The organism is Sulfuricurvum sp. (assembly GCF_028688295.1).
Classification (GTDB): domain Bacteria; phylum Campylobacterota; class Campylobacteria; order Campylobacterales; family Sulfurimonadaceae; genus Sulfuricurvum.
In genome coordinates this window covers 1-21,932 of sequence record NZ_JAQTYM010000004.1, presented here as the reverse complement: position 1 = coordinate 21,932, position 21,932 = coordinate 1, and the positions used below count along the sequence as shown (strand labels likewise).

Annotated in this window: 24 protein-coding genes; 17 read left to right on the top strand and 7 right to left on the bottom strand. The window is 41.7% G+C overall.

The features are described 5' to 3' along the window. The first annotated feature begins 143 nt into the window (after window positions 1–143). The 8 genes from PHR02_RS02065 (at window position 144) to PHR02_RS02030 (ending at window position 8,098) form a co-directional block, all read left to right on the top strand. The gene (locus PHR02_RS02065; protein WP_299988228.1) at window positions 144–1,595 is read left to right on the top strand and encodes a hypothetical protein; all 1,452 of its coding nucleotides are present in this window, start codon (window positions 144–146) and stop codon (window positions 1,593–1,595) included. After that, window positions 1,573–1,977 (top strand): peptide-methionine (R)-S-oxide reductase MsrB, encoded by a 405-nt coding sequence (gene msrB / locus PHR02_RS02060; protein ID WP_299988225.1) that lies wholly within the window; start codon window positions 1,573–1,575, stop codon window positions 1,975–1,977. The genes PHR02_RS02065 and msrB overlap by 23 nt, the downstream gene beginning before the upstream one ends. Beyond that, on the top strand, window positions 1,977–2,510 hold the full coding sequence (locus PHR02_RS02055) for a peptidylprolyl isomerase (RefSeq protein ID WP_299988222.1): 534 nt from the start codon (window positions 1,977–1,979) through the stop codon (window positions 2,508–2,510). Before msrB ends, PHR02_RS02055 begins: the two co-directional genes overlap by 1 nt. Before the next feature lie 111 nt (window positions 2,511–2,621). Continuing rightward, window positions 2,622–4,103: an inorganic phosphate transporter gene (locus PHR02_RS02050; RefSeq protein ID WP_299988219.1), complete on the top strand. Its 1,482-nt coding sequence runs from the start codon at window positions 2,622–2,624 to the stop codon at window positions 4,101–4,103. A gap of 298 nt (window positions 4,104–4,401) precedes the next feature. Then, window positions 4,402–5,421, top strand: a complete 1,020-nt coding sequence (locus tag PHR02_RS02045) for an ATP-binding protein (RefSeq protein ID WP_299988216.1) — start codon at window positions 4,402–4,404, stop codon at window positions 5,419–5,421. Then, a complete protein-coding gene (locus PHR02_RS02040; RefSeq protein WP_299988214.1) occupies window positions 5,418–6,122 on the top strand; it encodes a response regulator transcription factor in 705 nt (234 codons plus the stop codon). The genes PHR02_RS02045 and PHR02_RS02040 overlap by 4 nt, the downstream gene beginning before the upstream one ends. A gap of 18 nt (window positions 6,123–6,140) precedes the next feature. Continuing rightward, window positions 6,141–7,448, top strand: a complete 1,308-nt coding sequence (locus tag PHR02_RS02035; RefSeq protein WP_299988212.1) for a TrkH family potassium uptake protein — start codon at window positions 6,141–6,143, stop codon at window positions 7,446–7,448. Further along, a complete protein-coding gene (locus PHR02_RS02030) occupies window positions 7,445–8,098 on the top strand; it encodes a TrkA family potassium uptake protein (protein WP_299988209.1) in 654 nt (217 codons plus the stop codon). The genes PHR02_RS02035 and PHR02_RS02030 overlap by 4 nt, the downstream gene beginning before the upstream one ends. Before the next feature lie 3 nt (window positions 8,099–8,101). On the opposite strand, the gene PHR02_RS02025 is transcribed toward PHR02_RS02030, so the two are convergent. The 6 genes from PHR02_RS02025 to PHR02_RS02000 are packed head-to-tail and all read right to left on the bottom strand — an operon-like array spanning window position 8,102 to window position 13,232. After that, window positions 8,102–9,262 (bottom strand): cation:proton antiporter, encoded by a 1,161-nt coding sequence (locus PHR02_RS02025; RefSeq protein WP_299988206.1) that lies wholly within the window; start codon window positions 9,260–9,262, stop codon window positions 8,102–8,104. Window position 9,263: 1 nt separating this feature from the next. Beyond that, window positions 9,264–10,403 (bottom strand): dihydropteroate synthase, encoded by a 1,140-nt coding sequence (folP, locus tag PHR02_RS02020; RefSeq protein WP_299988203.1) that lies wholly within the window; start codon window positions 10,401–10,403, stop codon window positions 9,264–9,266. Beyond that, window positions 10,393–11,016, bottom strand: coding sequence for a DNA polymerase III subunit delta' (locus PHR02_RS02015; protein WP_299988200.1), 624 nt, complete (start codon window positions 11,014–11,016; stop codon window positions 10,393–10,395). Before PHR02_RS02015 ends, folP begins: the two co-directional genes overlap by 11 nt. Then, on the bottom strand, window positions 11,003–11,551 hold the full coding sequence (locus tag PHR02_RS02010) for a HobA family DNA replication regulator (RefSeq protein ID WP_299988197.1): 549 nt from the start codon (window positions 11,549–11,551) through the stop codon (window positions 11,003–11,005). The genes PHR02_RS02015 and PHR02_RS02010 overlap by 14 nt, the downstream gene beginning before the upstream one ends. Continuing rightward, a complete protein-coding gene (locus PHR02_RS02005) occupies window positions 11,551–12,762 on the bottom strand; it encodes an aspartate kinase (RefSeq protein WP_299988195.1) in 1,212 nt (403 codons plus the stop codon). Before PHR02_RS02005 ends, PHR02_RS02010 begins: the two co-directional genes overlap by 1 nt. Further along, window positions 12,762–13,232 (bottom strand): RNA pyrophosphohydrolase, encoded by a 471-nt coding sequence (locus tag PHR02_RS02000; RefSeq protein WP_299988193.1) that lies wholly within the window; start codon window positions 13,230–13,232, stop codon window positions 12,762–12,764. Before PHR02_RS02000 ends, PHR02_RS02005 begins: the two co-directional genes overlap by 1 nt. Window positions 13,233–13,422: 190 nt before the next feature. Between PHR02_RS02000 and hemW the strand changes: the two genes are divergently transcribed. Genes hemW through PHR02_RS01970 form a run of 6 tightly spaced genes read left to right on the top strand, consistent with a single transcriptional unit; the run spans window position 13,423 to window position 18,346 of the window. Then, window positions 13,423–14,484, top strand: coding sequence for a radical SAM family heme chaperone HemW (gene hemW, locus PHR02_RS01995; RefSeq protein WP_299988191.1), 1,062 nt, complete (start codon window positions 13,423–13,425; stop codon window positions 14,482–14,484). A 55-nt stretch (window positions 14,485–14,539) separates the two neighbouring features. Further along, entirely contained in the window at window positions 14,540–14,947 is a 408-nt protein-coding gene (tatB, locus tag PHR02_RS01990; protein ID WP_299988188.1) for a Sec-independent protein translocase protein TatB, read from the top strand. Next, window positions 14,947–15,729, top strand: coding sequence for a twin-arginine translocase subunit TatC (gene tatC, locus PHR02_RS01985; protein WP_299988185.1), 783 nt, complete (start codon window positions 14,947–14,949; stop codon window positions 15,727–15,729). Before tatB ends, tatC begins: the two co-directional genes overlap by 1 nt. After that, window positions 15,722–16,750, top strand: coding sequence for a tRNA preQ1(34) S-adenosylmethionine ribosyltransferase-isomerase QueA (gene queA, locus PHR02_RS01980; RefSeq protein WP_299988182.1), 1,029 nt, complete (start codon window positions 15,722–15,724; stop codon window positions 16,748–16,750). Before tatC ends, queA begins: the two co-directional genes overlap by 8 nt. Window positions 16,751–16,801: 51 nt before the next feature. Further along, window positions 16,802–18,022: a molybdopterin-dependent oxidoreductase gene (locus tag PHR02_RS01975; protein ID WP_299988179.1), complete on the top strand. Its 1,221-nt coding sequence runs from the start codon at window positions 16,802–16,804 to the stop codon at window positions 18,020–18,022. Window positions 18,023–18,031: 9 nt separating this feature from the next. Beyond that, window positions 18,032–18,346 carry a sulfite:cytochrome C oxidoreductase subunit B gene (locus PHR02_RS01970; RefSeq protein WP_299988176.1) on the top strand — a complete coding sequence of 105 codons (315 nt, stop codon included), beginning with the start codon at window positions 18,032–18,034 and terminating at the stop codon, window positions 18,344–18,346. 7 nt (window positions 18,347–18,353) lie between these two features. On the opposite strand, the gene PHR02_RS01965 is transcribed toward PHR02_RS01970, so the two are convergent. Then, complete coding sequence (locus PHR02_RS01965; protein WP_299988173.1) at window positions 18,354–18,968, bottom strand: DNA-processing protein DprA; 615 nt, start codon at window positions 18,966–18,968, stop codon at window positions 18,354–18,356. A 195-nt stretch (window positions 18,969–19,163) separates the two neighbouring features. On the opposite strand from PHR02_RS01965, the gene PHR02_RS01960 reads away from it, so the two are divergent. From PHR02_RS01960 to PHR02_RS01950, 3 genes are all read left to right on the top strand, one after another. Next, a complete protein-coding gene (locus PHR02_RS01960) occupies window positions 19,164–19,811 on the top strand; it encodes a TnsA endonuclease N-terminal domain-containing protein (RefSeq protein WP_299988170.1) in 648 nt (215 codons plus the stop codon). Further along, a complete protein-coding gene (locus PHR02_RS01955; RefSeq protein WP_299988167.1) occupies window positions 19,799–21,667 on the top strand; it encodes a Mu transposase C-terminal domain-containing protein in 1,869 nt (622 codons plus the stop codon). The genes PHR02_RS01960 and PHR02_RS01955 overlap by 13 nt, the downstream gene beginning before the upstream one ends. Then, window positions 21,664–21,932, top strand: a 269-nt coding sequence (locus PHR02_RS01950; RefSeq protein WP_299988164.1) for a TniB family NTP-binding protein, incomplete at its 3' end; no start/stop codon positions are given. The genes PHR02_RS01955 and PHR02_RS01950, both read left to right, overlap by 4 nt.

Here is a 21,932-nt window from a genome sequence, read left to right as displayed (position 1 = left end):
CCTTCTCATGTCAGGGGGAATTATCCCCCTCTCTTCTCTCATTTCTTCCTATATTTACATTGTAACATTGAAAATTGGTTATAATCGTTATTGCAAACCATACTCTCAACAATCAACTAAAATTATGTTAAAAGGTTTTTTCGGTGTTCTTTTCTTTTTTAACACGCTTTTTTTCATCAAAACCTAAAGAACCAATCATCAATGTATCTGAAGATAATATCCCTTTAAAAATTTTTGTCATTAAAGAGGGAGGGAAATTTTTTCATCAATTTAAACTCTACCATCACCATAGTATTACCCCAATCGATACCCTTATTTTTCTCCCTCACTATGGTATCTTTTTTGGAGAAACTCTCGAGTGGAAAGCCTCTGACCTTGAGAATGCAACCGTAGAACGCTCTTCACGACAAAGTAAACGACCGGCTGAAACGCATTTAGAAGGGGTAGAAGCAAAAATACGCTCCAAACTCGAAGATGTCCTTTCTTTTAACTTTACCCCTGTACAACGTTTTATTTGGATGAAAAATCTCTCGGAAATTGAATTTGATGCTCTCGATTCTTCTTTTCATACGTTACTCCCGAAAGAGCGTATTCTTTTTGGAAACGATACCGTCGATATCATCAAAAGCAAACTCCACACAGTCGGTGAATATCAATCAGTTCCTCTCTCTAGTATTCAAATTATCGGTGCTTTAGCCTCTCATACATTTCTTTTACCAACTCCAAACTACCCAATCGGCTCACTTCTCTCTCCGCAGCAAAATCATTTTTTAGCCATAACGCTTCATGGCAGTACTACCTTGTATGGGGATTATGGAAGTGGAAAAAGTACCCTCTTAATCCGAAAAGCAATGCTAATGCTTTTAACCAATAATGAAGAGAAAGTCGTTATTCTAGCTCCTACCCTTTTAGCATCCGAATTATTACGTGATGCGTTTGTCTCTTTGATGTACTATGGGGCACTGAGCATCGATTTAAATCGAATTATTTTTACTCACATTCGAGAAGAAATTGATAACCTTAAATCCTATCAAGATGCGACGGCAATTTTTTGTGATGATAGTTATCGCATGGATAGCGGATTTATTGAAAAACTCAAAGCTAAGATGCCTACGAAAACACTTCTCTTCACTTCCATAGATGAAAACTTAGATTCACAAACCAACGTCCATTTAACCTATGGATATCGCAGCAGACCTTCATTATCAACAGTAGAATGTACCGATAAAGAAATTCTTCCTACTCTCCTCTGTGAACTTCGAAAGTATACTTCTGATGGGGGGAAAGGGGTAATTCTTGTCGTTGCAGATGCAAACTTTATCCCCTTATATAAAGACCCTATTGATGAATATTTAGCTCTCAATGCGCGTAAGTTAACCCTTGATTTTAGTCTGCAATCTCAAGACATGGATGATCTTATCATTACAAGTATCGAGTGCTTAAGCGGTATATCGTGTTCGCATCTATTGCTGCTAACTTCAGACCCTTCTGAAAATTACAACTATGCGCTAAGCCGTGCATCAGAAACAGCGACTATAATCTCCTATTCTAAACTAAAAACGGAGGTCTGTAATGCCGAAAATCATCAAGAGTGATGAAGAGTGGAAAACACTACTTTCTCCTGAAGCCTATTCTGTTGCTCGTCACCATGGTACGGAACGAGCATTTAGTGGAGAATACGCCGATTTTAAAGGAGATGGAATCTACACCTGTGTGTGCTGTGGCACCCCTTTGTTCGATTCTTCCGCTAAATTTGATTCAGGTACTGGATGGCCAAGTTATGATCAGCCTATTTCCCCTGATGCCCTCAAAGAAAATCGTGATATAAGCCACGGAATGATTCGTGTTGAAATAGTATGCGATACCTGTGATGCTCATCTAGGACACGTCTTTCCAGATGGCCCAAAAACTACTGGTTTACGCTATTGTATCAACTCTGTTTGTCTTAAATTCAACCCACGTTCACAGGAGTGCTAATGCGCCTTATTCTTGCCTTATTACTAACGTCAATCCTCAGTTTAGCTGCAGAACATCCACGTGTTTCTTTGGAAACGACACAAGGTACTATTACCCTTGAGCTATATGAAAATGTTGCCCCACTGGCCGTTGAAAACTTTACGACTCATGTCAAAAACGGCTATTACAACGGTTTGACATTCCATCGTATCATCAAAAACTTTATGGTACAAGGCGGGGATCCAACCGGAACCGGTGCCGGCGGTGAATCTATCTGGAAAAAACCGTTCAAAGATGAATTTAAATCGGGTGTTGTCTTTGATAAAGCAGGTATTTTAGCAATGGCTAATGCGGGGCCTCGCACTAATGGCAGTCAGTTTTTTATTACGACTGCACCGACTCCGTGGCTTAACGGGTACCATACCATCTTCGGTCGTGTTGTTTCAGGGAATGATGTATTGTCAAAACTTAATAATGTTCAAACCAACGGACAACGCAGTGGTGACAAACCGCTTCAAACTCAAAAAATTATTAAAGCAACGCTTCTCCCATAAATGTTTTGCCCTTTAGCGGCAAAACTCTCCATTTCTAGTTTGTAATCAATTTGTAATGTTTTCGTAGCTGTTATGTAATATAATTACAGTTATATTACACTTGGAGCTTTCATGTTCTCACGCGACAATCTTTTTTTTGGCGGTATTTTCGTTCTTATGACCACATTTTTTTTGGTCTGGGGATTTAACTATCTCGAAAACAACTATACTCTTTTTGTTTTAGCTACCCTTTTTGGGGTCTTTATGGCATTCAATATCGGCGGTAACGATGTTGCTAACTCCTTTGGCACGAGTGTAGGGGCTAAAACACTTACTGTTAAACAAGCTCTAATGATTGCCGCTATTTTCGAACTCGGCGGTGCGATGCTCGCCGGTGCGGAAGTTACGAATACGATCCGAAAAGGGATTGTCGATGTTTCGGCAATGGATTTTGATCCAATGCTCCTTGTTTTCGTTATGATGGGGTCCCTCCTCTCTGCAGGGACATGGCTTCTGTATGCAACCTTTAAAGGCTACCCTGTCTCTACAACCCATTCAATCGTTGGAGGGGTTTTAGGTGGATCTGTCGCACTTGGATATGTAACAATGGAAGTAGGTGAATCAGTTTTTGCCCTCGTTCACTGGGATCAAATTGTCAAGATTGCTATCAGTTGGGTGGTTTCTCCTGTACTCGGAGGAATGGCCTCGTATGGAATTTATTGGTATTTGAAAAAGAATATCCTCGATTATAACGACAACGTACAAGCCCATATTGATGACATCAAAACCCAAATCACAACGTTAAAATCAGCGCACGATGAAACCACGGCAACTGCTGAAGAGAAAGCACAGCATGAAGATCAGGTACATGAGCTAAACCGTCTCAAGAAAAAACAAAATGCTTTTTATGCCCTACGTACGCATGCCCCGATCGTTGCAGCATTCGGAACTGCGATGATTGCCGGGATGTTGTTGTTTAAAGGGCTTAAAAATGCTGATCTGGGTTTGAATGATGTACAAATCTATATGCTGCTTGCCGTCATGTCAACCCTCATGTACGGTGTTGTGTATGCGATTATCAAAGTAATGCACAAAGATACACCTCACAAAGCAACAATGCGTGTTTTTAGCATGCTTCAAGTCCTCACCGCGTCATCTTTCGCGTTTAGTCATGGGGCTAATGACATCGCAAATGCTATCGGGCCATTTGCAGCTATTATCGATATTTTGGCAACAGGACAAATCAATACCGAGTCACCCGTCCCTTTCATTGCTATGGCAACATTCGGTGTCGCGTTGGTAGCAGGACTCTGGTTTATCGGAAAAGAAGTTATCGATACTGTCGGAAGTCGTATCACTGAAATTTTCCCGGTCACCGGGTTTGCCGCAGAGTTGGGTGCGACACTCGTTATCCTCCTCGCAACCGTCATGGGGATTCCGGTATCCTCCACCCATATCCTCGTCGGTGCTGTAATCGGTATCGGTATGCTCAACCGAGATGCAAACTGGAAACTGATGAAACCTATCGCTATGGCATGGATTATCACCCTCCCCGCAGCAGCAGGTATGGCAGCACTTTTCTTCTTTATTCTCAAAATGATGTTCGGCTACTGAGCCGAACCACTTTTTTGATCCCTTTTTGATACACTCTACACTAAAATTTCATTTCCATAAATAACTGCTTTGCCAAATCGTAACAAGATCACCCTATGCAAAGTCATTTATTTATGGAATCTCTCTCCTAGTCAATCTTGATACCTCATTGATACCATACACTCTATAATTTCCTTACAAAAAATCAAGGAACATCCATGCACTTTTTGGATAATATTTGGCTAGTTATTACAGAGTTTGTTATCTTATTCGGATTGGTGATTACCGTGTTAGTAAAATTGGCTTCAACACTTAATAAATGATTTTCTTGCGCCCTTATCGACACTATTTCTTACCTTTTTTTATACAAGTGTTTATTACACTCATCGGTACAAGATTCACTGAATCTATCGGTTTGATCAATATTGCAATTCTTCATCTTATCCCTGTATTGGTCATCGCATTACGCGGTGATATGGTTGCTACTATGATTATCACCACGATCTCTGTCATCCTTTTCGATTTGCTCTACATCCCTCCTAAATACAGTTTCAATGTCCATAATCTCATATACGCATGGAGTTTTATCCTTTTTTACGTTGTCGGCTATATCATTACGTTTCAATCCCGAAGGCTCCATTCCACTGCAATCAAAGATGTATTGCTCAGTACCCTTTCGCATGATCTTAAAACACCGCTCTCCTCGATCATAGGAAATATTTCCCTCCTTCACAAAAGAGAGAAGCTGAATGAATCAGATCATAACCGTATTGTTGTCCAAATCAAACAATCAAGCCAACAAATGAATCGCTTGATTCTCAACCTCCTCGACAGTGCACGACTCCAAAATACCCAAACGTTATTACAGCCCCAATGGTGTGATTGGGAAGATTTAGTGGGTATTGCTCTCCAAGAGTTTGATCAAGATCATCAACTCATTGCCTCTTCTATCGATCCTGAGCTTCCTCTCTTTTGGGGAGATACCGCTTTACTGGTGCGGCTTTTGGTCAATCTCCTCGATAATGGAATAAAATATTCCAATGACGACACCTTGATCTCGCTCACGATCCAAAGCCTCAACGATTCGATTCAGATTAGCGTCTTTAATCAAAGCCCTCCCATCAAAAAAGCCGATCTCAAAAATATGTTTGAAAAATTCTACCGTTTAGAGAACACTGCCGATATGGGGGGAAGTGGTATTGGACTATCGATCTGTAAAAAGATAGTTACCGCACATCAAGGAGTCATTACTGCGTATAACGGCAATGGAGGAGTCTTTTTAGAGGTGATATTACCGACGATCAAACACCCTGATATTCGTCCAAAAGAGTTATTATGAAAGAACTCGTCCTCATCATTGAAGATGACAAAGCGCTTCATAAAATGCTCTCGTTTGCTTTGGAACAAGAGGGATACAAATCACTCATTGCTGAAGATCTAAAAAGTGCTCACCGCCATTTTCAAGTACATAAGCCCGATATTATTCTCCTCGATTTAGGATTGCCAGATGGCGATGGCAAAAGCTTTATCAAAATGGTACGCCATGAAGTGACAACACCGATTATTATCCTCTCAGCCCGTAATGATGAAAAAGAGATTGTCACTTCACTCGATATGGGTGCCGATGATTATGTCACGAAACCTTTCTCAATGCATGAATTATTTGCTCGGATGCGGAGCGCTTATCGCCGCGCATCAGGTTTGAATTCATCATCACCTATTCTGACATGCGGTTCATTATCGATCGACACACAACTCCATAGTGCCTACAAACATACGCAGCTTCTAAAACTCACCCCAACCGAATTCAATCTTCTCAAATACTGTATGCTCCATCCCAATCAAGTGTTAGTCCATGCACGTTTACTCAAAGAAGTTTGGGGGGTCGGATATCAACAAGAGATGCAGTATCTTCGAACGTTTATTAACTCTTTACGAAAAAAAATCGAAGATGACCCTACCCGCCCCCACTACATCATGACAGAGATGGGGATTGGCTACCGTTTTTTTTGTGAAAATTCATCTTACCCAAAGGAGTAAACCATACATACCAATGAAATGAAACTAATCCTATTCAGCTTTATAGGGCTAATCGGATTCGGAACGTTACTACTACTTATGCCTTTTGCCCATTACGGAGAGCTTCGATTTATCGATGCACTTTTTACCTCTACTTCTGCAGTGTGCGTAACCGGATTGATTGTAAAAGATACCCCTGTTGATTTTACCCCTATGGGGCAAGTGATTATTATGCTCCTCATCCAAATCGGGGGATTAGGATACATGACAGCGGTTACCTTCTTAGCCGTTATGCGCCGTCAAAAAATCGGTCATCGCGATCGACTGATCCTCCAAGAATCCCTCAATTATCCAGGTATGGACGGGCTTGTACGATTTTTAAAAATTGTCTTTGGCTCGATTTTCATTATTGAAGTGATCGGTATGATTGTCTTAACCCTCCGTTTTTGGGTCGATATGCCGATAGAAAAAGCGGCTTGGTATGGGATTTTTCATGCCATTTCAGCGTTTAACAATGCCGGATTTTCTCTCTTTAGTGATAACATGATGGGATACTCAAAAGATTGGGTGATCAATCTGACGATCCCTATCTTGATCATTTTAGGGGGGGTGGGTTATCTTGTCCTCACCGAACTCTATCACTACCGTAAAAAAGAGATTTTACGCCTCTCTACTCATACCAAAATCGTATTGATTATGACGATAATACTTATCGTGTTAGGGATGGGGTTACTCCTCTCTTTGGAATGGAATAATGCCTTAAAATCATTTTCTTGGGATGAAAAACTCCTTGCCGCATGGTTTGCTTCAGTTAACTACCGTACAGCAGGTTTTAACACCATAGACCTCTCAACCCTGAGCGATGCCAACCTCTTTTTTTCTACCTTTTTTATGATGATTGGTGGGGCACCGGGCGGAACAGCCGGAGGGATCAAAATCACAGCCGTGGCATTAGCCCTTATCGGCGTATGGTATACGCTGCGAGGTGATACCCATGCCCATATATTTCGCCGTTCAATTTCTCAGTACCAAATCAACAAAGCCTATGCGATTATTTTCATCGCATCAATCTATGTCGTTTTTTCTACCGTGCTCCTCAGTGAAGTCGAGCGATTACCGTTTTTAAGAACTCTGTTTGAAGCATGCTCAGCATTCGGTACAGTCGGTTTATCCACAGGTAATGGAGGAACCCTTAGCTACAGTGCTTTGTTTAGTGACTGGGGTAAAGCAAATATCATTCTTTTAATGTTTATGGGACGTATCGGGGTGTTCGCATTTACCCTCGTTATCGTCGGTAAAGCGGTACAAAGCCGTATCAAATATGCAGAAGCAAAGGTTGTATTATGAATCAAAATTATGCCGTACTCGGTTTAGGAAAATTCGGATTTCACGTTGCCAAAGGGTTGGCTCAACAAGGACTTAGTGTCATTGCCATCGATCAAGACGAGGATCAAGTCAGAGAAATTAATGAATTTGTTCAAGATGCGATTATTCTTGATTCTACTGATATGCGTGCATTACGTGAAGCCGGTATAGCCAATGTTGATGTCGCCGTCGTCAGTATCGGTGAAAATATCGAAGCGAGTATACTCACCGTTATGGCACTTAAAGAGTTAGGGGTAGAGACCGTAATCGCTAAAGCGATTACCACCGTACATGGTCAAATTCTTTCAAAACTCGGAGCGGCTAAAGTGATCTATCCAGAGATGGAATCAGCTAAAAAAATCGTTAAAAAAATGGTCGCCAACATGCATTATGAAACGATCGATCTCTCTATCACGATGAAAATTGCCAAACTCACGGTACCTTCATTTTGGATCGGAACATCGATCTTATCCCCAATGTTTGAAAATGATTACGAAGTCAAACCGATCGCCTATAAGCACCAAGGAATCTGGTATACCTCGTTTGAAAAAGACGATATTCTCGAAAAAGGGGATATTTTAGTCGTTCTAGGAAACAGTTCTCATATCGAAGCGCTTAGTAAAAAAATCTAACCCTTAGGTCGTCTCACCTTTTTTAAAAAAGGTGTAGAGGATTTTGATCAGAATCATCAAAAAGATCCCGCTCCCCATACTCGCAACAATAAATGCATAATATTCATCATGGGTAATCGCATTTGCTTGATATCCCAATGTTGCAATCGCTACTAAAAACGTAAGTGGCATCGAATCGCTAAGGGAAAATAACACCGTATTTTTAAGCCCTAAATATCCTCCATACGCGACTAAAGAGCTGATAAGCCGAATTCCAATAATTGCCGTTGCAATAAAAAGTGCAAGCTCAAGAATTTTAGGATCTACAAATGCCTCCAATGAAAGTGTTGAGCCAACATGGATAAAAAAGATCGGTACCAAAAATCCGAATCCGAACGAAGATAGCTTCTCAGGAAGCTCGGTTTTGTGTTTAAAATAGGTGGCAATAAACATACCTGCCAAAAATGCTCCCAAAACCACATCAATTTTAAGATAAAGCATCACAGCTACCATAATAAACATCAATGCCATAGAAAAACGGACATCTTGATCTTTACTATCTTCATGGGGCATGATAAGGGTTTTTAGGGTTGGATACCACCAAAATAAAATACGTATTCCACGGAAAAAGAGGACAAATCCGATTAAAAAGGTAAATAATCCTCCCAAAACAAAAGCAAACTCACGGTTAAAACCATATTCCAATCCTCCGCTTAGAATGGTAAGTGCCATGATACTCACCAATTCGCCGATAATTCCAATATTAAGAGCCAGTGCCAACCATGGTTCATTTTTACCATACTCTTTGACAAGGGCCATCAACATCCCTAGTGAGAAAATTGGGAAAGCAACCAGATAAACGGCGCTAAGATCGAGATAATAAAAGAGTGCCAACGAACATCCGTACAACATCGCAAAATATATCACGGTACGTCGCAGAAGAGACGATTTTTCAAAACCGAATGCTTTGAGATTTACCTCCATCCCTGCTAAAAACATCAGGTATAAGAATCCTACTTTGGCAATAATTTTAAACAGTTCATTTTCAACCAATAGGCCAAAATATCCGGCTAAACTCCCTAACAATATCTCCACAACAACCACAGGCATACGGCTAACACGAGACAAAAATGGAGAGAGCATGACGAGTAAAGAGAGGGTAATAATAACAATAGTATTGCTCATCTCATCCCCTCAATGCTTGCCACAGTTTTATCGCTTGAACATGTTCTTTCACATCATGAACACGAAGAATCGATGCCCCCGCCTCAAGTGCTTTAAGATGGATAGCGATACTCCCACCCAAACGGTCGTCCGAAGATGAAAAGGAGACTTTATCGATCAACGATTTACGGCTTGCCCCGACCAGAAGCGGTTTACCCAAGCGCAAAAAATGGCTTTGATGGGTAATGAGCGCAAGATTATCTTCAAGCCGTTTTCCAAATCCGATTCCGCAATCGAGCATTGTCTCTTTGATCCCAAAAGAAGAGGCTTTAGCAAGACGCTCTTTGAAAAAGTTTTCAACTTCACTCAGGATATTTTCATAAGTAGGATTTTCCTGCATCGTTTGAGGGGACCCCCTCATGTGCATAATCACAGCCGTTGCACCGTAACTGCCACAGAGTCGTGCTACCTCATCATTCTCTAATCCGGTAATATCGTTAATGACCCGAAACCCTCGTTCTAGCGCATACTCAATGACAAGTGGGGCGTAACTGTCCAAGCTAAACGTTGCTTTTTCATAAAGGCGCTGTTCATACAATGCATCGATGATAGGGCGTACGCGCATAAGCTCTTCTTCCGCACTTACCGCTACGGAGCCCGGACGGCTCGATACACCGCCTAGATCGATGATATCAGCCCCTTCCATAATCATTGTCTCAATCCGTTCTATCGCAGCAGAGCCTTGAAACCTGCTCCCATGATAAAAACTATCATCATTCGCGTTTAGAATCCCCATAATAGAGATCTCTTCATTGTATTTTAGATGGCAAAAACTCTCCAGTTCTAATGAGAGCTGTTTCAAACCAAATGGCTGTGCTTTCTCTTTTTTGACCAATTCTTGCAGTTGTCGCTCTGTTGCAATCAACAATGTATCCACACGCGGCGTCGTTGCGGTTACCGTCCCTCTAGGAACTGCTAAATCTGCACCGATACTGAGAGCATCTTGTTTGAGAATATTAGCAGCACCCACGTGCAAATCACGAATACGGATCAGATGGACTAAGCCTTTGTCTTCTAAAATGGATACCCCGCCACCATCGACGCCTAACTGTTTTAGTTCACGGTGCAAATCAATAGTGTTGGAGAGTTTTTCAACGACCACGTTTGACCTCTTTGAGGAAATTCATCAATACCATGACCAATACACTTTGTAAACGGCTATTGAGCTCAATCAGACGCAGAGCCTTCTCGAATCCTTCGAGCTGTGCTGTAGTAAGCGACAATTTTTCGACATGAATTGCCTGATGCATCAGCTGCTCGATCAACCCTTTAGCTTCATGTTTTTTGAGCCGATCATGTTGTTTAACAAAGGTAAATAACCCTGAGAGATCAAGATTTTTAAGGGCTATAGGTAAAGATTCATAAAGACGTTCATGGTGTTCTTGCTTTAGGCTGAGCCGCGAACGTACAGTGGGGAGGAAAGTGCTTTTGTTTGGAGCGAGGAGGATAAAAACAATGTTCCGAGGAGGTTCTTCGAGTATTTTTAGAAGAGCATTTTGTGCCGGTATGGTAAAACTTTTGGCACCCAAAATCAACGTTTTAGTATTTTCTTCACTTCGATAGGCTTCGCTAATAACCTCTTTGGCGTCTTCGATTTTAAAATCATCCCGCATAAAGGTGACGCAACGCAGAGGATGCCGGGATTCTTCGATTTCACGCGCACGCTCTTCCATCTCGGCGGTGATGAGAATACCGCCTCGCTCATTCTCGAACATTGATCTCCCCAAATAATACCGCACTGAGTGTTTTGTCGAAAAGTCGGTAAAGTTGTAGCAATTTGATGTCGATAAGTTCATCATGAGAGCGCAAGACTAACGCATTTTGAAATCGTTCGTCCATAATCCATAACAAAGAGTTCGTATTACGTTTGGCGATATCGGCACGACGATCATCACCGCGACCGATATACCAAAAGAAGTATTCACCTTTAAAAGTGATATCGAGCATATCGCTCAACATATCAATCGATTCTCCGCCACTAATAGAATCATAATGAGGATAAAGGGCATCAATACAAACGATCGGAATCATAGGACGATCTTGCGTCCGCTTGTTTAGTGAAGCAGTTATGTAATGGGAAAACCATTGTCGATCATTATCGGTAACAAGGACAATACTTTTCCCTCCCATCATTTGATCCATGGCGTTAGCAAGTGCAGGAGTCCATTCAAAACGCTGCTCTTCGAACCAGCTCATCGATGCTCCGACAGAGCGGATTGATTCTAATGTCCACTGATCAAATTTGCGCACTACTTGTCCAACGCGTAAGCACTGTGCAATGATCTAACCGCTAACTCTGCGTATTTTTCATCAACGACCATCGATACTTTAATCTCTGAGGTAGAGATCATCATGATATTGATATTTTCACGTGCCATGGTTTGGAACGCTTTTGCTGCGACACCGGTATGCGATTTCATCCCGACACCGACGATAGAGACTTTACAAATGTTTTCATCGTATGATGCTTCGGATATCTCATCTTCGGCGATAAACGTTTCCACCACTTTTTTTGCATCCAATAATTCTGTTTTAGGAACCGTAAAATCAAGATTGGTTTTGCCATCATGCCCTGAAGTTTGGATAATCATATCGATATTGACACTATTGTCAGCCAAACGGGTAAAGATGTCCGAAGCGATTCCAGGACGATCGATCACGCCGCTCAAAGATACACGTGCTTGGTTTTTATCGAGTGCGATACCGCTGACAAGTGGTTTTTCCATAATATTCTCTTCCTTTGTAATAAGTGTCCCCTCCGCGTCGCTAAAGCTGGATCGGGTTACGAGGTTAACGTTTAGTTTTTTGGCAAGCTCTACTGAGCGGTTTTGCAGTACTTTAGCACCGAGAGATGCGAGTTCGAGCATTTCATCATAGCTGATTTTATCCATCTTTTTAGCACGTGGTTCAATTCGCGGATCGGTAGTATAAATACCGTCAACATCGGTATAAATTTCACATAAATCAGCTTTCAAAGCCCCTGCGAGAGCTACAGCAGAGAGATCCGATCCTCCACGACCTAGCGTGGTCACTTGACCGCTCTCACTCACCCCTTGAAATCCGGCAACAACAACGACTTTACCGCTTGCGAGCTCTGAGTGCATTGTGGATGGATCAATACTCTCAATCCGTGCTTTCGTATGGATACTATCGGTCACGATCCCTGCTCGACGCCCGCTCATCGAGGTGGCACTGTGCCCCATTGCATTGAGGGCAATGGAAAGCAAGGCAGCCGTTACCCGCTCACCAGAGCTCAGAAGCATGTCCACTTCACTACGCTCAGGGGTAGCGGTATAATGTTCCGCATACGCAATGAGTTTGTTTGTTTCACCGCTCATTGCCGAAACAACTACGACGACTTGATGTCCCTCTTTAAGTGTTTGAGAGACACGATTAGCAACATTTTGGATTCGCTCCAAATCGCCGACACTGGTTCCGCCAAATTTTTGGACAATTAGCATTACAGATACCCCTTGGTTCTAAAATGAGAAATAACACGTTCATAAACCGGTTTTTTGAAATGGGCGATATTACTTAACAACTCATCAATCTTGACAAATCGATACGCTTTGAATTCAGGATGTTTGGTAGCCAAATCGATTTTAGCCCCTTGTTTCAGGCGTACTAAGAAATAGCGCTGTTTTTGTCCCGCATACGGAGCCATTTTAGCAGCAACATGGGATGGGAAATCGTAGGCGATCCACTCAGGATACTCAGCGATAATCTCTACTTTTTTAGTACCGATCTCTTCCTCAAGCTCTCGAAAAAGTGCCTGCTCTGCCGATTCTCCCTCATCAATTCCCCCTTGAGGAAACTGCCACACCCCCTCCAAATCACTCCGCTCGGCGATAAAAATATCTTTGATCTCAGGATACTCATGAGAAACAATAATCGCCGCCACATTCGGTCGGTAGAACTTTTTTTCGGTCATTCACCATCTTTTAGTCTATTTTTAAAGGGGTATTGTAAGCTATTGCTCATTAAAAAAAGTATAATTGTTTATTCAATTAAGGTCATGCGTTAAATAGACACTTCACTTTTATATATAACATCGTTCTCGTGATTCTTTATCTCCAAAAACAGCATACCAAGATCATATATACACAATGATATAATCCCTTATGCTTTTATACATTCACATCCCTTTTTGCGATAGCAAATGCTCTTACTGTGCTTTTAACTCTTATGTCGATAAATTTTCATATCGCGAAGCGTATATGAATTCTCTTCTCACTCAGCTCAAATCTGAGCTTCTCCGTTTCAATGTCAGTACTTCCAATCCCATTGAGAGTGTTTTTATCGGAGGAGGAACTCCTTCTACGATAGAACCTTCTCTATATAGACCTTTATTAGAGATGATTGACCCTTATTTGGTCAAAAATTGTGAAATTAGCTCCGAAGCCAATCCGAACAGTGCAACTCGGACATGGCTAGAAGGGATGTTTGAATTAGGGGTGAATCGTCTCAGCTTCGGGGTTCAAAGTTTTAATAATGAAAAACTCAAAACCCTTGGACGTGCTCACCATACGCAACACGCCCTCGAAGCGATCCGTACTGCTTCAGCAATTGGATATAAACACCTCAGTATCGATTTAATCTATGGGGTACGCGGCGATACGAAAGAGTTGCTTAAAGCCGATATTGCTCAAGCGTTTCTCCTCCCCATCGACCACATCAGTCTTTATGCCCTCACCATCGAAGAAGAGACCGCTTTTGAAAAAACTCCTGAAATTGCACAAGAAGAGTTAGAACTTACCCGCTGGCTCTTTCGCGAAATTTCTGCCAAAGGATATGAGCAGTACGAAATCTCAAATTTCGGCAAATATCGCTCACGCCATAATATCGGGTATTGGGAGCATAAGCCCTATATAGGTTTGGGTTCAGGTGCGGTCGGTTTTTTAGATCATCACCGCTATTATCCTAGTACCAGCGTTGAGCACTACGTTCAAAATCCGTGTGAAATCACCACAGAAACAATTGATAAAGATGCCCTAATGAGTGAAAAACTTTTTTTAGGCTTTCGTAGTTGTGTCGGGGTTGATGATACCCTACTCACTAATAAACAAAAAATTCATGCAAACATGCTTACGAGCGAGGGAATTCTTGCTCATCATGATGGACGCTATTTCAACAGTGATTTTTTACTTGCCGATGAAATTGCGCTAAGGGTAGAAGGGTTTTAAACTTTCTTTGGGTAAAATCCCCAATACTATAAAATATATACATTAGGCAGTTATTATGTTTGGAATGGGTATCGGCGAAATACTTCTTATCGTTATTATCGCAATATTATTTTTAGGGCCGGATAAACTTCCCTCTACAATGGTGGATATCGCTAAGTTTTTCCGCAGTGTTAAAGGAACGGTCAGCAGTGCCAAAGCAACGCTTGAAGAAGAGATGAAATTCTCTGAGATGAAAGAGAGTGCTCTCAATTACAAAAAAGAGCTCACCGACGCGAGTGCCGAACTAGAGAGAATGACGAATGTTACTGAAATTGGTAGCGAACTTACAGGTATCAAAAATGATTTTAATCTCGATACCGATTCAAAACCTACCCCTTCTGCACCGAAAGAACCTGAAGTGATCACTTTTGCCCCTAAAGCCAAACAACAACCAAAACTAGAATTTGAAGACGAGAAAGCCTAATGTTTGAAGATTTAAAGCCCCATTTAGCCGAATTACGCAAACGGCTCGGTATCAGTGTAGCCGCAGTTATCATCATGTTTTTTGTGATGTTCAACTTTCACGAAGCCCTTTTAGCTTGGGTCACTGCACCACTGGCTGAAGCGATCGCTTCTGTGGCTAAAGTCTCTACCAAAGCAGCCGAGGGGATGATCACTACGACCCAACTTGGGGGAACTTTTTTCGTAGCGATGAAAGTCTCCTTCTTTGCCGGATTACTCGTGGCACTTCCTATCATTCTAATGCAATTTTGGCTTTTTATCGCTCCAGGTCTTTATGCCAATGAGAAAAAAATGCTCATCCCGTTTGTCGTGGGCGGAACCGTTATGTTCGCGATGGGTGCTGCATTTGCTTATTATGTGGTTACCCCCTTTGGTTTTAGCTACCTAATCGCCTTTGGAAGTGCCTCTTTCGTTCCAATGATTAATATTGAGGATTATGTTGAGTTTTTCACCAAAATTATGTTCGGTTTTGGGCTCTCTTTTGAACTCCCAGTTATCTGTTATTTTCTTGCGCTTATGGGACTTATTGATGATAAAGCGATGATCGGATTTTTCCGCTATGCCATCGTTTTGATCTTTATCATCGCGGCGATCTTAACACCTCCTGACGTTATTACCCAAATTTTGATGGCAATGCCACTCATTCTCCTCTATGGAATTTCTATTCTTATCGTACGTGCTGTCAATCCTGCACCAAAAGAAGAGGCCTACATAGCTGAAGACGAAGAAGAGACGATTGGTTAATCTCGACCCTCTTCAAACGACCAGTTACCACTATGAGCTCCCAGCAGAGCTTATAGCAACCCATCCGATCCATCCCAGAGATCATGCTCGCCTCCTGGTCTACAATCGTACAGACAGATCCATTACTCACACCCGTTTCGATGCGCTCGAATCGTTTCTCCCTAAAAACTGCGGAATCATCTTCAACGATACAAAAGTGATCAAAGCTAGGATTTACGGGAAAAAAGAGAGTGGCGGAGCGATAGAGCTTCTGATCAATCGTCCACATGATGCCCACGCCATCAATGTTTACATCAAAGGGCGAGTCAAAGAGGGGACATTATTGCACTTTGACGAAGAGTTAAGTGCCCGTGTCATCAAACTACACGATGATGGTTCACGTGAAGTTAATTTTTACCACCGTGATTCACTCATCCGATTTGAAGAGCTCCTCCCTATTTTGGAACGTGTCGGTCATATCCCCCTCCCCCCTTATCTAGGACGTGAAGATAACTCCGAAGATGAGCGGGAATACCAAAGTGTTTTCGCCCACTATGAGGGGGCAGTAGCAGCACCTACCGCATCGCTCCATTTTACCGATGAGCTATATGCAGCCGTTTGTTCCGCTCATCCTCATGCTTTTGTCACCCTCCATGTCGGATCAGGAACCTTTAAACCGGTCGAAGCAAAGATTATTACGGATCATCCGATGCACTCGGAATATTTTGATATTAGTCCATCGACACAAGTGCTCATTCACAGTGACATCCCCCTCCTCTCGATCGGAACAACTCCTACCCGCACGGTAGAGTATCATGTACGAACCCAGGAAACACAGGGTGAAGCCAACCTCTTTTTACACCCAAACAATCCCCCAAAACGGATTAATCATCTCCTCACCAACTTCCACCTTCCGCAATCAACGTTGCTGATGCTCGTCGCCTCGTTTGTCGGTCTGGAAGAGACCCACCGTATATACAAAGAAGCCATTGATGAAAAATACCGCTTTTTCTCTTATGGTGATGCTATGCTTATCCTCTAAATTACTCCACGTTATGTTACAATTAGATTACAATAACCGCAAGGCATTATCATGAGCAATATTAACCGCAGAAATTTTTTAGGTGCAGGCCTCCTGTTAGGTGCGTCTACCCTTTTAGGAAAAGAGACTCCGAAAAAAATTATCACCAGTTCAAGCGAATATGTTCCCCCTATGGTTGCATTTCCTGAAAAAAAGCCAATGAAAACGATCTCCGATCGCCCTCCGCTTCTCGAATCACCGCGTGATATTTTTACCCAAGCGATTACACCGAATGATCAGTTTTTCGTTCGATGGCACATGCCAGATATCCCAACGTATATCGATTTAAACGAATTCAGACTCGAAGTAAAAGGGTCTGTCGAAAAACCACTCTCCCTTAGTGTCGATGATCTCAAAAGCAAATTTGAGCCTGTAGAGATCACCTCAGTTCTCCAATGCGGAGGAAACAGCCGACGCTACTTTGCCGGTACAGGCCCAGCAACCCACGGTGTGCAATGGGGACATGGGGCGATGGGATGCGCCGTATGGAAAGGAGTACGTCTTAAAGACCTACTCAACCATGCAGGGGTTAAAGGGTCTGCAAAATGGGTCGGAGTCAATGGTTTAGAAAAACCAGCCATGGAAGCAACAGCAAAATTTTTCCGTGAAATGAATATCGATGAAGCACTTAGCGGTGAACTCATTGTTGCGTATGAGATGAATGGTGAAGATTTGCCGTATCTCAACGGTTTTCCGCTTCGCCTCGTAATACCGGGTCACTTCTCGGATAGCTGGGTTAAAATGCTCTCAGAAATTACCGTATTTGACGAATACCAAAAAAGCTTTTTTATGGATGTCGCCTACACTGTCCCTGACAATGACTGTGAATGTGTCATATCCGGAAGCGATTTCGAATACAAACGCAAACCGATCGCAGTTATGAAAGTCAAGTCGGTTATCGGTTACCCAACCCCAAATACCATTATCAAAAAAGGTTCACGTGTCAAAGTGACCGGAGTTGCATTTGATCAAGGCAAAGGGATTAAAGAGGTTATGATCTCCATCGATGGCGGAAAAAGCTGGAGTACTACTGAACTTCAAAAAGATTACGGTAAATACGCTTATCGTCAATGGACCTACCAATGGGAACCAAAGGCAAAAGGTGAATATACAATTATGGTTCGGGCCATCAACCGTATCGGTAATATTCAGCCACAAGTCAATGAAATCGGTTGGAATGCCGGTGGATACCAATACAACGCGGTTGACAGTGTCAACGTTAAAATCGTCTAAGGCTTTACTATGAAAAAATTATTCCTAATCACTCTCGCCTTGAGCGTATCACTATTCGCTCAAGTTTCGAAACCGATCGAAATGCCTTATGTCGATTATCCAATGGTAAAAGGGGATCATGATGAAGTTGCACAACAATACTGTCTCATCTGCCATTCATGGGGATACGTTCTAAATCAAGGGAAAAAAAGCCGTCCTTATTGGACGGGTACCGTTGCTAAAATGGTGAATGAGTTCAAAGCCCCTATCGCAAAAGAGGATCAACAAACTATTATTAACTATCTCGTAAAACACTACGGCTATGAAGTACAATCAGGACATTAACTCCTGATTAGACCACCTCAATTCTCCCATTTTTAACCTCTATCACACCACTGAGTTCTGCCTCAAAAATCTCTGCAGGAAATGCACCCATCGCCTCGTCATAGGTTGGATGATTACGACAAAATGCAATAAATGGTGTATCATTGATTGCATTACGCCCCTTTTGACTCATCAGTGCAATAAATAAATCGATATCATCAATCGCACTAGCTTTCCCTTCAGCCAGCAGTTGACGGGTAGCATTGCTCTCACGTAAACGATGAGGAAGTACATATATGGGTTTCTGCATTGCTAATGCAAATTCAACACTTCTCATGCTACCGCTGCCGATATCAGCCTCTGAGACGATTAATACGTCACCCAGAGCCACAACGATCTCATTGCGTACAACAAAACTCCACTCACGCGCTACAAAATCAGGTTCGAACTGACTCAGTGTGAGCCCTTTCATTTCGATATTTTCAATAAGCTTCTGATTCGAAGCAGGATAACGTACATCGATACCGCTAGGTAAAACGGCAATAGTATTCTCAGCCCCTGCTCCCTCATGGGCGATTTGATCAACCCCTGCAGCAGCACCGCTTACGACAACCATACCGGATAAAGAGAGTTTTTTTGTCATACGCAACAATTAATGAGAATAAATCTGCATGATTATACTCGTAAAACTACTTAAAAGTGCCTATTTAATGAGAAATCATAGGAAATATATCATGATAATAAATACAGCTATAAATGATAATATATTACTTAATACACTAATTAATAATAATTTATTACACTTGCTAATTTTTTACAAAAGTTGTAAGATTTTTTCATGGCAGTTAGAAAAATCAAAAAGAGCTATCGCTCTGTTACCGGATACTTTATGAGCCGCAAGAATAATCGACAGCTTGCATTCGAATCAACACTTGAGCATGACTTTTTTCTAACACTTGAATTCGATCCATCCGTGGTTTCATTTGAAGAACAACCTTTTAAACTTCGGTATGAGTTCGATGGAAGCAACCGTTTTTATACTCCGGACGCACTTGTTCATTATCATAACTCTTCGACAGTTTTTGAAGTCAAGTACAAAAATGAACTTGATGCTGATGAGGAATTACGGCAAAAACTTTCTTGTATCACCAATCAAATTGAGAGTGAAGGTAAATACAATTTTATGATTTACACTGATGCGACATTTGATCAGGTTTATTTGCAAAATCTAAAGTTCCTATACAAATTCGCATTTTTGAAAAATACAGAAAAGTTTGACGAACGCTTTATAAGTGTTTACGAAGATCTTTCTGGTCCTATATCTCTGATGGATTTTTTATATGCTATCGATACCGATAACTCAAATCATGGGAAAGTCATCCCCTACCTTTGGCACTTTCTTGCATTGAACCCAAACACAATAGACTTGACCCAGAAACTTTCAATGAATTCACTCCTTATTAAGGATATTACATGGCAAAAGTAGACTTCAGTTATGGTGCAACCGTTTATTGGGACGATGAAGAGTATAAAGTGGTGGGAGCCGATGGGCTCACTAAAGTCAATATCAAACATACAAAATATGGTAATGTTGCATCCATTTCTATTACTGAACTCTCTACGAAACCCCACAATGATTCACCTACTATCGATTTAAATGATCACACTGAGAACGAATGGAACACAGCTAAAAAAAGATTGGAAATTATCAAGCCTCTTGTAGGCATAAAGCGTAGCGAAGCAGATATTAAAAAAATAGCTGATGCTAATCACATTGGACAAGCCACCGTTTATCGTTGGCTATCAACTTTTGAATCCAACCCAACATTAAGTGCGCTAATACCGCAAACCAAAAAGCGCGGTCCTAAAGAAAAACGCCTTCACAAAGATACAAATGAGATCATTGACGATTTTCTTGAGAATTACTATCTCAAAAAACAAAAACATTCATTCAAACGAACTTATATGAAAATCAATCAAGCCTGTCTTCATAAAAACACTCCAGTGCCTAGTGAAAATACCGTCCGCAATCGGATTAAAGAGATTGATCCGATGTATATGCTCAAACGCCGAGAAAACTACAAAACTGCTCTATCGCAATACGGTGACTTTTCAGGAGAATTCAAAAACGGCAACTATCCTCTTGATGTCTATCAAATCGATCATACACCACTTGATATCATCCTTGTAGATGATCTTCGCCGACTTCCAATCGGCAGACCCTATCTCACACTGGCTATCGATGTCTACAGTCGGATGGTTGCTGGCTTTTTCCTCTCTTTCCAAGGACCTGGCTTTTTCAACGTTGGACAATGCCTCTATCAATGCTTTCTCCCAAAAGAACGCTATCTCAAAAAACTCCATATCGAAGGTGAATGGCCCATCTATGGAACTCCGCGCGTAATCCACGTGGATAATGGTGCTGAGCTAGTTGGGACCGAAGTTCAACGAGTCTGTGAAGAGTACGGTATTTCGATCGAAAAACGCCCCGTAGCGCGACCTCAATTTGGTGGACATGTAGAACGAATTTTCGGAACAATCAATAAGGAGATACATAACCTTCCTGGAGCTACCTTTTCCAATGTCAAAGAACGCGGTAGTTATGATTCAGAGAAGCAAGCTTCTCTAACTATCCAAGAACTCGAAAAATGGTTGACACAGTACATTGTAAACATCTATCATAAGACCTACCATAACGGAATCGAAACCACCCCATTGCAACGATACCAGTTCGGTATCGAGGAAGACGAGAATAATCCGCAAGTCGGTATTCTCCCCGCTATGATCGAAGATGACGAGCATATCCGCATATCGCTCCTTCCTACTTTTTATCGTACTGTCCAGCGCAATGGAATCACTTTAGAGGACATTACCTATTACGAAGATACGTTACGCCGTTTTGTGAATCGAAAAGATACCAATGATCAAAAACTCAAACTAAAAATAAAACGTGATCCTATGGATATCAGTCGTATACATGTTTATGACCCCAATCTAAATATCTATCTTGAAGTTCCATACCGTCGCATGAGTGCTCCGGCAATGAATATCTGGGAGCTACAAGCCATTAAACGATTTTTAGCCGATCAGCGTAAAACGAACTATGATGAAAACGATATCTTCAGAGCCTATCACAACCTCGAAGAGATCGAAAAAAATGCCAAACGAGCGACTAATAGCTTACGAAAACAGTCGCCGCCATCATCAGCCAAAAAGGCTTCTGCAATTCAAGAGGACACACCTACTAAAGATTCCAATAATCAGCCGGTTCGGAAAAGAAGCTTTGGAAAGATCGAGATTTTTGATGTCGTTGAATATAAAGCTGAGGGAAAAGATTCATGAATACATTATTAGCCAAAGAATATCAGTATCTCCTTGAAAGCTCGGATGAAGAGCGTATGGCTTTTATTTTTCAATACCGGTGGATTAATTACCCAAGAGCAAAACTAATGCTTGACAAGCTCGAAGAACTTTTTAAATACGGAAAAAACTTTCCTCGCATCACCAGTCTTCTTATTGTGGGTGAAGGAAACAATGGAAAAAGTTCGATCATTAGTCGATTTGCAGAACTGCATCCACCTTATGACTATAATATTGAACGTCCGGC

Excerpts from the sequence above, each read along its gene's own strand:
- tatB (WP_299988188.1), top strand. The coding sequence starts at position 14,540 with ATGTTTGGAATGGGTATCGGCGAAATACTTCTTATCGTTATTATCGCA.
- PHR02_RS02015 (WP_299988200.1), bottom strand. The coding sequence starts at position 11,016 with ATGTTCGAGAATGAGCGAGGCGGTATTCTCATCACCGCCGAGATGGAA.
- tatC (WP_299988185.1), top strand. The coding sequence starts at position 14,947 with ATGTTTGAAGATTTAAAGCCCCATTTAGCCGAATTACGCAAACGGCTC.
- PHR02_RS02005 (WP_299988195.1), bottom strand. The coding sequence starts at position 12,762 with ATGCTAATTGTCCAAAAATTTGGCGGAACCAGTGTCGGCGATTTGGAG.
- PHR02_RS02000 (WP_299988193.1), bottom strand. The coding sequence starts at position 13,232 with ATGACCGAAAAAAAGTTCTACCGACCGAATGTGGCGGCGATTATTGTT.
- PHR02_RS02035 (WP_299988212.1), top strand. The coding sequence starts at position 6,141 with ATGAAACTAATCCTATTCAGCTTTATAGGGCTAATCGGATTCGGAACG.
- PHR02_RS02050 (WP_299988219.1), top strand. The coding sequence starts at position 2,622 with ATGTTCTCACGCGACAATCTTTTTTTTGGCGGTATTTTCGTTCTTATG.
- hemW (WP_299988191.1), top strand. The coding sequence starts at position 13,423 with ATGCTTTTATACATTCACATCCCTTTTTGCGATAGCAAATGCTCTTAC.
- PHR02_RS02045 (WP_299988216.1), top strand. The coding sequence starts at position 4,402 with ATGATTTTCTTGCGCCCTTATCGACACTATTTCTTACCTTTTTTTATA.
- PHR02_RS01955 (WP_299988167.1), top strand. The coding sequence starts at position 19,799 with ATGGCAAAAGTAGACTTCAGTTATGGTGCAACCGTTTATTGGGACGAT.
- PHR02_RS01975 (WP_299988179.1), top strand. The coding sequence starts at position 16,802 with ATGAGCAATATTAACCGCAGAAATTTTTTAGGTGCAGGCCTCCTGTTA.
- PHR02_RS02055 (WP_299988222.1), top strand. The coding sequence starts at position 1,977 with ATGCGCCTTATTCTTGCCTTATTACTAACGTCAATCCTCAGTTTAGCT.
- PHR02_RS02040 (WP_299988214.1), top strand. The coding sequence starts at position 5,418 with ATGAAAGAACTCGTCCTCATCATTGAAGATGACAAAGCGCTTCATAAA.
- PHR02_RS02030 (WP_299988209.1), top strand. The coding sequence starts at position 7,445 with ATGAATCAAAATTATGCCGTACTCGGTTTAGGAAAATTCGGATTTCAC.
- PHR02_RS01970 (WP_299988176.1), top strand. The coding sequence starts at position 18,032 with ATGAAAAAATTATTCCTAATCACTCTCGCCTTGAGCGTATCACTATTC.
- PHR02_RS02025 (WP_299988206.1), bottom strand. The coding sequence starts at position 9,262 with ATGAGCAATACTATTGTTATTATTACCCTCTCTTTACTCGTCATGCTC.
- PHR02_RS01965 (WP_299988173.1), bottom strand. The coding sequence starts at position 18,968 with ATGACAAAAAAACTCTCTTTATCCGGTATGGTTGTCGTAAGCGGTGCT.
- msrB (WP_299988225.1), top strand. The coding sequence starts at position 1,573 with ATGCCGAAAATCATCAAGAGTGATGAAGAGTGGAAAACACTACTTTCT.
- PHR02_RS01960 (WP_299988170.1), top strand. The coding sequence starts at position 19,164 with ATGGCAGTTAGAAAAATCAAAAAGAGCTATCGCTCTGTTACCGGATAC.